Annotated in this window: 7 protein-coding genes and 1 pseudogene; 1 reads left to right on the plus strand and 7 read right to left on the minus strand. The window is 68.2% G+C overall.

The features are described from left to right. Positions 1-9: 9 nt before the first annotated feature. On the plus strand, positions 10-414 hold the full coding sequence (locus tag H7J06_RS20635) for a globin (RefSeq protein ID WP_264040942.1): 405 nt from the start codon (positions 10-12) through the stop codon (positions 412-414). Here the strand turns inward: H7J06_RS20635 and H7J06_RS20640 are convergent. From H7J06_RS20640 to H7J06_RS20670, 7 genes and pseudogenes are all read right to left on the minus strand, one after another. Next, positions 411-1,091, minus strand: coding sequence for a DUF8010 domain-containing protein (locus H7J06_RS20640; protein WP_264040943.1), 681 nt, complete (start codon positions 1,089-1,091; stop codon positions 411-413). The genes H7J06_RS20635 and H7J06_RS20640 overlap by 4 nt on opposite strands. Then, positions 1,088-1,501 carry an acyl-CoA thioesterase gene (locus tag H7J06_RS20645; RefSeq protein ID WP_264040945.1) on the minus strand — a complete coding sequence of 138 codons (414 nt, stop codon included), beginning with the start codon at positions 1,499-1,501 and terminating at the stop codon, positions 1,088-1,090. Before H7J06_RS20645 ends, H7J06_RS20640 begins: the two co-directional genes overlap by 4 nt. Continuing rightward, a complete protein-coding gene (locus H7J06_RS20650; protein ID WP_264040946.1) occupies positions 1,498-6,363 on the minus strand; it encodes an NAD-glutamate dehydrogenase in 4,866 nt (1,621 codons plus the stop codon). The genes H7J06_RS20645 and H7J06_RS20650 overlap by 4 nt, the downstream gene beginning before the upstream one ends. Positions 6,364-6,485: 122 nt before the next feature. Further along, the gene (gene ettA / locus H7J06_RS20655; protein WP_264040947.1) at positions 6,486-8,159 is read right to left on the minus strand and encodes an energy-dependent translational throttle protein EttA; all 1,674 of its coding nucleotides are present in this window, start codon (positions 8,157-8,159) and stop codon (positions 6,486-6,488) included. Between the two features lie 69 nt (positions 8,160-8,228). Beyond that, a complete protein-coding gene (gene ssb, locus H7J06_RS20660) occupies positions 8,229-8,690 on the minus strand; it encodes a single-stranded DNA-binding protein (protein WP_264040990.1) in 462 nt (153 codons plus the stop codon). A 353-nt stretch (positions 8,691-9,043) separates the two neighbouring features. Then, positions 9,044-10,255 (minus strand): annotated as a pseudogene (locus H7J06_RS20665) (HNH endonuclease signature motif containing protein). 136 nt (positions 10,256-10,391) lie between these two features. Beyond that, positions 10,392-12,398: a bifunctional copper resistance protein CopD/cytochrome c oxidase assembly protein gene (locus H7J06_RS20670; RefSeq protein WP_264040948.1), complete on the minus strand. Its 2,007-nt coding sequence runs from the start codon at positions 12,396-12,398 to the stop codon at positions 10,392-10,394. Between the last annotated feature and the right edge of the window lie 6 nt (positions 12,399-12,404).

Below are 12,404 nucleotides of genomic sequence, written 5' to 3' on the forward strand. Positions count from 1 at the left end.
GAAGGGACAATGGAGCACGTGACGGAACAACCCACGTCGTTCTACGACGAAGTCGGCGGAGCCGAGACGTTCCAGACCATCGTGTCGACGTTCTACCAACTGGTTCGCGACGACGAAATTCTGCGACCGCTGTACCCGGAGGACGACCTCGACGGCGCCGAAGAGCGGCTGCGGATGTTCCTCGAGCAGTACTGGGGCGGCCCCCGGACCTACTCCGACCTTCGGGGGCACCCTCGGTTGCGGATGCGGCACGCCCCGTTCAAGGTGGGTCCGCTCGAACGCGACGCCTGGTTGCGCTGCATGCACACCGCCGTCGCCGAGATCGACTCACGCACCCTCGACGACGCACACCGCCAGGTGCTCCTGAACTACCTCGAGATGGCGGCGCAGTCGATGGTCAACTCACCGTTCTAACGCAGCACCACGGCCGGATCGCCGCGGCGGCGGTAGACGGTGCCGAAGCGAGCGTCGACCCGCAACCAGGTCGGCAGCACGCGCACCCGCACCACCTCGTCGGCCGCCACGGACTCGGGGGCGAATTGGTCGGTGGTCGCCGACTGCGGCAGGAAACCCATTGCCGTCAAGGCGAATACGCAACGCATCGGGATGCCGACTCCGACGTCACCGGAGCTGACCGCCACGACTTCCTGGTCCAGCAACGACGCCGGCGGACCGTGGGCACTGCCGTACTCCTTGGCCAAGGCCACCCCACGCTGGGCGAGGTCGAGCACCACCCGGGCCGGAACGTCGTCCAGGTGGACGAATCCCGACTCCGGCGGCAGCATCCCGCGCCAGGCCGAGTCCATCGCGAAACCGGGGTCGACGAACCCCGACCGATCCATCGACGGAAGCGCCGAGGCGAGGGCGTCCGCGCCGACGGACAAGTCGGCGGGGTTGACCCGACCGCCCACGACGCGACTGGCCAGGACGTCGAAACCCGTTGCCAGCCAAGCGACGACCTGTGCGTCGCCCCGCTGGCGCAGCCGGATGACGCTGGTGTCGTCGAGCCGGATGGCCCGGTCGACGAACGTTGCCAGGTCCTCTCGGTGGGCGGCGTCGTCGAGCCACAGCCCGCGTTCACTGCCGCTCATCGCTGGTAACGCTGGAGATAATCCCGGTGATGCGGCGCCAGTCGGACCAGTCGCTGGTCTGCGATGTGGAACGCGGCCAGCTGGGATTCGCCGATCACCGCCGGCTTGGAGTCCGGATCGGCCAGCGCCGACCGCACCTCGTAACCGAGGGTGAAGTCGACCGCCCGCAGGCGGTTGACCCAAATGGTCACTTGCAGTGGAGAATCCGCGAGTCGCAGCTGCCCCTTGTAGACCACGCGCACCTCGGCGATGAGCAAGCCGATGGTGTCGAAGTCGTTGGCGAACGGCTCGGTGAGGAAGGGCACGCGAGCCTCTTCGAGGATCGTCACCATGGTGCCGTGGTTGACGTGCTGGTACATGTCGATGTCACTCCAGCGCACGGGCACTGAAGAAACCCATCTTTCGGTCACCCGGTCGATCCCGTTCCGCTCGTCCTGGTCATGCTTCGGAGCTGACGAGCCGCCACCGACAAAGTCGCCAAGTCCTTCTCGCCGTCTTCCTTGATCTCGGTGAGCGTGCGCCGCGCGCGCGCCAGCCGTGAGCTGTTGGACAGCTCCCACTCCTCGATCTTCTGCTCGCCCGTCTCGTCGGGCTCACCGACGGCGAGGACGTCGAAGGTCAGCGACCGGAGCGAGCCGTAGATGTCGTCGCGAATCGCCAAGCGCGCCAAGGAATGCCAGCGATCGTCGCGAGACAGCCGCGAGATGGCCGTGAGCAGGGGGTCGATGCCCAGGTGGTCCATCAACGTGAAGTACGTGTCGGCCACCTCGACGGCATCCCGCTCGACGATGTCGGAGATGTCGATGACGTCGAGCAAGCTGTACTGGTACAGCCCGGTCGCGACCATCAAGGCCAGTTCCTCGGACACGCCCTGTGCCATGAAGTCCCCGGAGTCCTTGGCCACGATGGCGCGATCGTCGCCCCGCAGCCACTCCGACATCCGCGGTGTCAGGTCCGCCACCTTGGCCGCGAACCGGTTCACCTCCGCGCCGACCGCCAGCGGCTGCGGCCGGTAATTCAACAGCCACCGGCCGGCGCGGTCGATCAAGCGCCGCAGGTCGAGGGTCATCCGGTCGGTGACGGCCACCGGCACGCCGGCCTCCCCCGCCGCCCTGATCTGTCGCCACACCTGGCCCACCTGGAAGATCTCGTCGGTCGCCACGTACGCGCGCACCGCGTCGACCGGTCCGACACCGACGTCCTCGGCGACGCGGTAGGCGTAGCTGATCCCGGCGGTGTCGACGAGGTCGTTGACGAGCATCGTCGTGACGATCTCCCGACGGAGTTGATGGGTGCGGATCTCGGAGCCGAACCTGTCCCGAAGCTGATGCGGGAAGTACTCGGGCAACCGGGCCGCGAAGACCTCCTGGTCGGGCAGCTCGCTGGCGAGCAGTTCGTCCTTGAGTGCCAACTTCACGTAGGCCATCAGCGTGGACAGCTCGGGCGAGGTCAGACCCAGTCCCGCCTCGACGCGCCTGCGGACCTCCTTGTCCGTCGGCAGCGCCTCCAACTCGCGATTGAGGCCCCGCTCGGCGACCAGGGCCTTGATCTGGCGGGCGTGCACGTTGAGCAGACCCGCCGCGTTGGCCCGGCTGGTGCCCATCAAATCGTTCTGAGCGGCGTTGTCCTGCAACACGAGTGCACCGACCTCGTCGGTCATCGACATCAGCAGCGGGGTCCGCTCCTCCGCGCTGACCTGGCCGCCGGTGACGAGCGAGTCGACGAGGATCTTGATGTTGACCTCGTGGTCCGAGCAGTCCACCCCGGCGGAGTTGTCGAGAGCGTCGGTGTTGACGTGCCCGCCGTTGAGCTCGAATTCGATGCGACCGCGCTGCGTCACACCGAGGTTGCCGCCTTCGCCGATCACCTTGGCGCGCATCTGGTTTGCGTTCACGCGGACGGCGTCGTTGGCTCGGTCGCCGACGTCGGCGTCGGACTCGGACTCGGCCTTGACGTAGGTGCCGATGCCGCCGTTCCAAAACAGGTCGACCGGCGCCTGCAGAATGGCCTTCATCAACGCGGGCGGCGTCATCTCCTCGACGCCGTCGTCCAGGCCCAGCGCCGTGCGGACCTGCGGGCTGATCGGGATCGACTTGTGTTCCCTGCTGTACACGCCACCGCCCTCGCTGATCAGGCCGTGGTCGTAGTCGTCCCAACTGGAGCGGGGCAACGCGAACATCCGCTCCCGTTCGGCCCACGACGTCGCCGCGTCGGGGTTCGGGTCGAGGAACACGTGGCGGTGGTCAAACGCGGCGATCAGTCGAATGTGCTTGGACAGCAACATGCCGTTGCCGAACACGTCACCGCTCATGTCGCCGACCCCGACGACCGTGAAGTCCTCGGTCTGGGTGTCGACGCCCATCTCGCGGAAGTGCCGCTTCACCGACTCCCACGCGCCCTTGGCCGTGATGCCCATCGCCTTGTGGTCGTAGCCCACCGACCCGCCGGAGGCGAAGGCGTCGCCGAGCCAGAATCCGTAGGACTTGGCGACGTCGTTGGCGATGTCGGAGAACGTGGCGGTGCCCTTGTCGGCGGCGACGACCAGGTAGGCGTCGTCGCCGTCGCGCCGGACCACGCCCTCGGGCGTGGTGACGGCACCGGTGGCCGTGTCGACGTTGTCGGTGACGTCGAGCAGGCCGGAGATGAACAGCCGGTAGCAGGCGACGCCCTCGTTGCGGAAGGTGTCGCGGTCGGCGGCGGCGTCACCGGTGGGCGGCGCCGGGTTCTTCACCACGAAGCCGCCCTTGGCGCCGACGGGCACGATGACGGCGTTCTTGACGGCCTGCGCCTTGACCAGACCGAGGATCTCGGTGCGGAAGTCCTCGCGGCGGTCCGACCAGCGGAGGCCGCCGCGGGCGACGTTTCCGAATCGCAGATGGACGCCCTCGACCCGTGGTGAGTACACGAAGATCTCGTATCGCGGTCGCGGCAAGGGCAATTCGTCGATCAGCCCCGGGTTCACCTTGATCGACAGCACGTCCTGGCTGCGCGCGGAGCCCGGGCTGGTGACGAAGTAGTTGGTGCGCAGCGTCGCCTGGATCATCGAGGCGAACGCCCGCAGCACCCGGTCGGTGTCGAGGCTGACCAGGGCGTCGATGCCGACCGCGACCGCGGCCGCAGCGGCCGACGCGTCGCGCTTCTTCTCCCCCGACTCCGACTGTGCGTCGTCCGGATCGAAGAGCGCCTCGAACAGCTCGACGAGCGCGCGAGCCGTCGCCGGGTTGTCGTTGACCACCGTCTCGATGTGGGACTGACTGTAGGGAAAACCGGCCTGCCGCAAGTACTTCGCGTAGCTGCGGAGCACGGTGACCTGCTGCCACGTCAGCCCGGCGCGCATGACCAGTTCGTTGAAGCGGTCGATCTCCACCCGGCCGTGCCAGATGGCAGTGACCGTGTCGGCGAACCGCATGGCGGTGGCCTCGCGTTCGACGGCGTCGTCCTCCTCGCGGATCGACTTCTGCGGCGAGATCTTGAACTGGTAGATCCACACCGGCATGCCGTCGGCACGGGTGACGTAGAACGGTCGCTCCTCGAGGACCACCACGCCCATGCACTGCAGCATCGGCAACAGCACGCTCAGCGAAGCCGACCGCCCGGCGAGGTACCAAGTGAGGTTGGCCGGCTGACCCTCGCCGCCGTCGGCGAAGACCAGCTTGACCGAATTGTCTTGCAGCTGTTCGATGATCGCGATGTCACCGATGGCGTCGTGCGGGGTGAACGCCTGCCGGTACACCTCAGGGAAGGCCACCGAGTAGTGCTCGGCCTCGGCACGGGAGATGGCACCGGTGGGGACCGCCCCCATCAACCGGTCACCCCAGGTGCGGGCGGCCTCGGTCAGCAGTGTCTGAATCCGGGTCTCGGCCTCCAGCGACGTGTCGACGTCCTCGGGCTTGCTGTCGTCGGGCAGCCGAACGGTGAAGTGCACGACCGCCCAGGGCGATTCGCTGACCCGCGCGGTGTATTCGAGGCTCTCGCCGCCCAGCTCGCGGACCAGGATGTCCTGCATCTCGAGGCGGACCACGGTGGTGTACCGGTCGCGCGGCAGGTACACCAGGCACGACACGAAGTGCGAGAGCTGGTCGGTGCGCAGGAACAGCAGCGCACGGCGACGCGAGCCGAGGTCGACCACCGCGTTGGCCATGTCGAGGAGCTGCTGGGCGCTCAGCGAGAACAACTCCGAACGCGGGATCGTCTGGATGATGTCCAGCGTCAGCGGTCCGGGGTGACTGTTGTCGCCGTGCGACAGCGCGAGTGCTTCGCGAACCCGACGCGAAATCAGCGGTATCTCGAGGACGTTCGCGTTGGAGGCGGCGACGGTGAACAACCCGACGAACCGATGCTCGATTGCGGCGCTCTGACCGGGCAGCGTCTCGCGTACCACCACGATGTGGGGGTGCGCGCCGTAGCGCAGGTAGCTCGGCATGGTGGCCTGCGCCAGCACCAGCAGGTCGTCCTGCTCGGTCAGCTGCGGCAACACGTCGGTGCGCAGGCGCAGCACGCCGAGCCGACTGGGCGGGTCGACGGTGGCCGCGCCGTCCTCGACCGAGCAGCGTTGGTAGCCCAGCAGCACGAAGTGCCCGTCGGCGAGCCAGCGCAACAGGGCGGCCACGTCACGGCGGTCATAGGACGGGAAGTGCCCCTCGCGGTCGGAGTCCAGCTGACTGGCCAGGACGACCAGGGCGGCGTCGAGAGCCGCTTCGTCGAGTGCCACCTGCCGGGCGTCGCCGAGCACGTTGGGCAACAGGGCGACGGCTTCGGCGACGGCCTTGGGGTCCGCGGTCGGCGAGAGTTGGACGTGGATCCAGGCCTCGTCCGCGCCGTCCCTCGGGGCGTCGGGCGCGTTGACGGGATGGATGTCGAGCAGTCCCCCGGCCGGATCGCGCCGGACGCGGAACACCGGGTTCATGATCGCGGTGTACGCGACGCCGAGGCGGTGCAGGAGCACCGTCACGGTGTCGGTCAGCATCGCGCTCTGGTCGGTGACGATCTGGATCGAGGGGCCGATTCCACCGGGGTCGTCGGCCGCGTGCACCGCGACCTTGGTGTCGCCGGTGGCGCGCTGCTGCCCGACCGTCTGGTGGGCGGCGATCAGCGCCGGCGACACGCTTCGCCCCGAAGCGTCGACCGGCATCGTCAGGGCCGCGTCGCCGGCAGGTGCGTCGCCGTGAGGCCCGTGGTGAGTCTCGAGGTAGGCATTCTCGACGTCGCCGTCCCGCCCCCTGTCGATCACCGTGGTCTCGTCGTTGCGCCGTCCTCCTGGCACCGTCGTCATACCGATCGCTCCTACCTTGCGCGCGTGCCGTCCGCCGTTGGATGACGCCGCCGAAGCGGCTCAGTGGCCCGCGGAAGTGACACTAGTGGCCCCCGATGCCGCTGCGGTTGAACCCCGTCAGATCAGTCGCGGGTCAGCCTGCGGTGTGTGACCCGGTGCGGGCGAGCAGCATCCGCGCCCAGTCGCGACAGCTTGTTCTCCTCGTAGCCGCCGAAGTTGCCCTCGAACCAGAACCACTTGGCTTCGTTGTCGTCGTCGCCCTCCCACGCCAGGATGTGCGTACAGGTGCGGTCGAGGAACCAGCGGTCGTGCGAGATGACCACCGCGCACCCGGGGAACTGCTGCAGGGCGTTCTCCAGCGAGCTGAGGGTCTCGATGTCCAGGTCGTTGGTCGGCTCGTCGAGCAGGATCAGGTTGCCGCCCTCCTTGAGGGTCAGCGCGAGATTGAGGCGGTTGCGCTCGCCACCGGAGAGCACCCCGGCCGGCTTCTGCTGATCCGGTCCCTTGAAGCCGAACGCGGAGACGTAGGCGCGCGAGGGCACTTCGTTCTGCCCGACCTCGATGTAGTCGAGTCCGTCGGAGACGACCTCCCACACGTTCTTCTTGGGGTCGATGCCGCCGCGGTTCTGGTCGACGTAGCTGAGCTTGACGGTCTCGCCAACCTTGACGACGCCGCTGTCGGGCTCCTCGAGTCCGACGATGGTCTTGAACAAGGTGGTCTTGCCGACGCCGTTGGGACCGATGACGCCGACGATGCCGTTGCGCGGCAGCGTGAACGACAGGTCCTTGATCAGGATGCGTCCGTCGAAGCCCTTGTCGAGGTGGTCCACTTCCACGACGATGTTGCCCAACCGCGGGCCCGTCGGGATCTGGATCTCCTCGAAGTCGAGCTTGCGCGTCTTCTCCGCCTCGGCCGCCATCTCCTCGTATCGGCTCAGGCGCGCCTTGTTCTTGGCCTGGCGGGCCTTGGCGCCGGAGCGCACCCACGCCAACTCCTCGACCAACCGCTTCTGCAGCTTCTGGTCCTTGCGGCCCTGAACGGCGAGCCGCTCGGCCTTCTTCTCCAGATAGGTCGAGTAGTTGCCCTCGTAGGGGTAGGCGCGGCCACGGTCGAGCTCGAGAATCCACTCCGCCACGTTGTCGAGGAAGTAGCGGTCGTGCGTGACGGCGAGGATGGCGCCCTTGTAGTCCGCGAGGTGCCGCTCCAGCCACAACACGCTCTCGGCGTCGAGGTGGTTGGTGGGCTCGTCGAGGAGCAACAGGTCGGGCTCGGAGAGCAGCAGCTTGCAGAGCGCGACGCGACGCTTCTCGCCACCGGAGAGGTGGGTGACCGGCTCGTCGGGCGGCGGACAACGCAGCGCGTCCATCGCCTGCTCGAGCTTGGAGTCCAGATCCCACGCGTCGGCCGCGTCGAGCTCCTCCTGCAGCTGACCCATCTCTTCCATGAGCTCGTCGGTGTAGTCGGTGGCCATCAGCTCGGCCACCTCGTTGTACCGGGCGAGCTTCGCCTTGATCGGCACGCCCTCCTCGACGTTCTCCCGAACGGTCTTCGACTCGTCGAGCTGCGGCTCCTGCATGAGGATGCCGACGGAGGCGCCGGTGGCGAGGAACGCGTCACCGTTGTTCGCCTTGTCCAGACCGGCCATGATCTTCAGGACACTCGACTTGCCGGCGCCGTTGGGACCGACGACGCCGATCTTGGCTCCGGGGAGGAAGTTCAGCGTGACGTCGTCCAGGATGACCTTGTCACCGTGCGCCTTGCGGACCTTCTTCATCGTGTAGATGAACTCAGCCATGCTTTGGGTAGTGCCTTTCCGGTCTGCGGGTATCGCTCAGCCAACCATCCTAGGCGCGACGGCTTACGGCTACGCCGTCAGTGGCAGGCCCCGCTCCTCCACCTCGGCGTCGTCGGCGTCGGACGCGTCCTCCTCGGAGTTCGCCTCGGCGCTGGGCTCCACCTCGTCTTCGGTGCGCTTGCGCTGCTCGATGCGCACGGTGGCGCGCGTCAGGTCCGGGCCGACGGCGGTGGCCCGAACCTCGACCGACGAGCGCCGGTTGCCCTCCTTGTCGTCGTACTCGCTGGTGTAGACGGTGCCCACCACGACCACCGGGTCGCCCTTGATCAGGACGCCACTGACACCGTCGACCACCCGACCCCAGCAGTTGACGTTGACGAACAGGGAGTTGCCCGACTCCCAGTTGCCCTCGGGCGTGCGCCGGCGCGAGTTGCTCGCGACGCGGAACTTGAACACCTGCTGATCGCCGACCCTGCGGAGGATCGGATCGGTGACGATGGTGCCGACCATGTGGAACGGGGTCTCGAACATTGCGCTTCCCTTCATCGGTTTCTCGATTCGGCAGCGCGTGTCGTGCTGCCCGAGACCATTCACCGTCGGATCGCCGACACCAAGGGACCGATCGGGGCCAGTAGTGGGGCGCCCTGTGGATGAAGTGCGGACTGTGGATGAAGGCGGCCGCGCTGACGCCGGGATGTCCCAAGGATGTCGGGAATGTCCCACGCCGTTCAGGTGTGGGCGACGCTCCGCGATCGGACGGTTCCGAAGATCGTGACCTTCACGCCGTGGGGTCGCGGCGACGTCAACGGCGGTGCCGTATCGAGCAGGACGACGCGTTCGTCGGTCGCGTCCGGATCACTGACCGGAAACGATGGCTCAAGAACCTAGCTTGTCGTGGGTGGTGGTTGGGGTTCGAACGGTGTGTACCACCACCATTGGGCGCGTTCCCCGAGCGGGCCGCGGCACGGTTTCACCGCGGGTGGGGGTTGGATCGGTGTGCGGGCCAGTGATCCTGGGTTCAGTGGTTCACCGTCGGCGTCGGTGACGACGAGCTGGTGGGCGGGGCCGGTGATGGTGATCCCGCCGCTGTGGTGCAGGCGGTGGTGGAAGGGGCAGAGCAGCACCAGGTTGTCGAGGTCGGTCGGCCCGCCGTCCTCCCAGTGCCGAATGTGGTGGGCGTGCAGGCCGCGGGTCGCCCCGCAGCCGGGGACCACACAGCAGCGGTCGCGGTGCTCCAACGCCCGGCGCAGGCGGCGGCTGATCTGCCGGGTGGCCCGCCCGGACCCGATGACCTGGCCGTGGCGTTCCACCCACAGCTCGCAGGTGGCGTCACAGAGCAACAGGCGGCGCTCGTCGTCGGAGAGCACCGGACCCAGATGCAGCCCGGCCAAACGCTTCTCGACGTCCAGGTGCACCACCACGGTGGTGTGCTGACCATGCGGACGCCGCGCCACGTCGGCGTCCCACCCGGCCTCGACCAGGCTGGTGAACGCGTCGACGGTGGTGGGGAACGGCGGCACCCGAACCGAGGCTTCCTCGGCAGTCTCGCCGTCCCGGGCACCGCCGTGCACGTCGCCGACGTAGTCATCGACATCGGTGTCGGAGTCGGCGGTATCGGTGTCGCCGTGGTCGCGTCACCACTGGGCGATCAACGCGTCGCGATGCGAGGCCAACCCCGCCTCGAACTTCGCCGCCTCCACCTTCGGCAGCGTGATCCGGTAGGTGGTGGACCTCTCCCCGACCGTCCTGCGGAACGACCGCTCCGGCTCCGCGATCACCCCGATCTGATCCAGGGAGAGTTGACCGTCGCGCATCATCGCCGCACACCGGGGGAACTCCTCGAGCCGCCGCGCCACGGTCACCATCGTCTCGGCGGTGTGCGGCGAGATCCCCAGTTTCCAGGCCACCAACGCCGGCACCGACCGCACCCCGGTCGCACCCCAAATCCTGTCGCCCTCGATCTCGGCGGCGATCTCCACCAACCGACTGTCGATCGCATTGCGCTGCCCGGCCAACTCCTCCATCTCCCCGAACAACAACTCCATGCGCTCCCTCGATCTCGGCGGCGATCTCCACCAACCGACTGTCGATCGCATTGCGCTGCCCGGCCAACTCCTCCATCTCCCCGAACAACAACTCCATGCGCTCCTGGGAGCTCAAAGACGTTGTCGCCGAAGCCATACCACCATTCTAGAAGCGGGGTCCGACACCCTGCCGTCGCCAAACGACGCGCTAGCGCTCCTCGAGCTTGGCCAGCTTCGCCAGCATGTTGTTGTACGCGGCGAGGTCGGCGTCGTCGTCGCGATCGGCGGCGCGGTCCAGCCGCACGGCGGTCCTCTGATCGCTGCGACGCCACTGGACGAACAAGGCGATCAGCACCAGCACCAACGGGACTTCGCCTGCGGACCAAGCGATTCCGCCGCCCAGGCGTTGATCGGCCAGCAGATCGGTGTGCCACGGCAGCTGCAGCGACTTGTAGAAGTCGCCGGCCAGCACGGCCTTGGTGCCCATCAACACGACGCCGAAGAACGCGTGCAGCGGCAGCGACGCGAACACCACGGCCAGCTTGGCGATGGGCGGTATCGGCCGTGGCGTCGGGTCGACGCCGATCACCACCCAGTAGAACAGGTAGCCGGTCACCAGGAAGTGCACGTTCATGGCGACGTGCGCAGCGTGGCTGGTGACCGCCACGTCGAAGATCCCGCCGAAGTAGAGACCATAGAAGCCCGACACGAAGATCACGGTGGCGACGATGGGGTTGGTCAACACCCGTGACACCCGGCTGTGCAACGCCGCCAGCAGCCACTCCCGTGGGCCGGGTGGACCGTCGGAGCCTGCCGCGGGCAACGCGCGCAACGCCAGGGTGACCGGTGCGCCCAGGACCAACAGCACCGGCACCAGCATCGACAGCAGCATGTGGGCGGCCATGTGCATGCTGAACATCGCGGGCATGTAGCGGCCGATCCCCGACGACGAGGCGAACAGCAACAGCGCGCAGCCGCACAGCCAGGCGACGATCCGTCCCGTCGGCCAGGCGTCGCCGCGCTTGCGCAGCCGCCAGACCCCGGCCAGGTACAACCCGGCGAAGGCGAGGGCCGCGGTGCCGAGGATCAAGTCGAAGCGCCACTCGAACAGGATCCGCGCGACGGTCGGCGGTCCCGACAGGTCGTAACCGATCTCCACCGCCGTCACCGACGGGTTGAAGATGGCCGGCGGCGGTGGCGGCGTGCGGCCCAGCGCGACGGCGATGCCGAACGTCAGGCCGAACACCCCGGCCTCGACCAGCGACAGCTTGATCAGGGCACCCCGCGCGTCCGGGTCGGCGTTCAGCGACGCCACGCCCCGACGGCGCTGCTGCCAGCCGAGTATGCCGAGCACGACCAACGCCGTGGCCTTGCCGACCAGCAGCCAGCCGTAGGTGGTGGTGAAGAGATCCTCGAGGCGGACGCGCACCAACGCGTTGACCACCCCGGAGACGGCCATCGCGACGAAGCACCACAGGGCGATGACGGAGAACCGTCGGGCGGCGAGGTCGGCGTGCTCGCCGCCGCGCAGGGCGTGGACGAGCAGGGCGATCAGACCGCCGGCCCACAGCGCTCCGGCCATCAGGTGGATGAACAGGCTGTTGGTGCCCAGGTCGTGGGACCCGCCCGCCGACGAGTGTCCCGTCAGTGCCAGCGGCAGCAGCGTCGCCAGCGCGCCCGCGCACAGCAGCGGCGTCCACGACCAGCGCAGCACCGGAATGCTGAGGACTGTCACGATCGCGGCGAGCAACGCGGTCCACCGCCACGCCCCCGCGACGTCGATCAGGCTGGCCACCGACCAGATGGCCGTGGGGTCGAGGCGGCTGGTCAGCGGTTGGCCAGTGACGTCGGAGACGGTCAGCGGCACCAGCAGCGCCGCGCACACGGTCCACACACCCGCCGCCACGGTCCCCGTGCGCAATGCTCGGTACCCCGCCGCGTCGAGCACGCCGTTGCGCTGCGGCGGCACCAGGAACGCGGCGACCAGGAACGACCCCACCGCGACGACGGCGGCGATCTCACCCGCGGCCCTCACGAACGGCAGCCCGTAATTGGTCACGGGGCCGGGGTTGGGCAGACCGGTCGCGGTCAACGCATCCGCCAGCGACAACGCGGCAATGCAGGCGGCGGTCGCACCGGCCAGCAGCCCGACGCCAAGCAGGATCGGCCACACCGCGCTGGTACGAGTCTGGGCCCGCGCCTCCGTGGTGGTCATGCCAAC

The sequence above is a fragment of the Mycolicibacterium hodleri genome (genome assembly GCF_025822245.1).
Classification (GTDB): Bacteria; Actinomycetota; Actinomycetes; order Mycobacteriales; family Mycobacteriaceae; genus Mycobacterium; species Mycobacterium hodleri.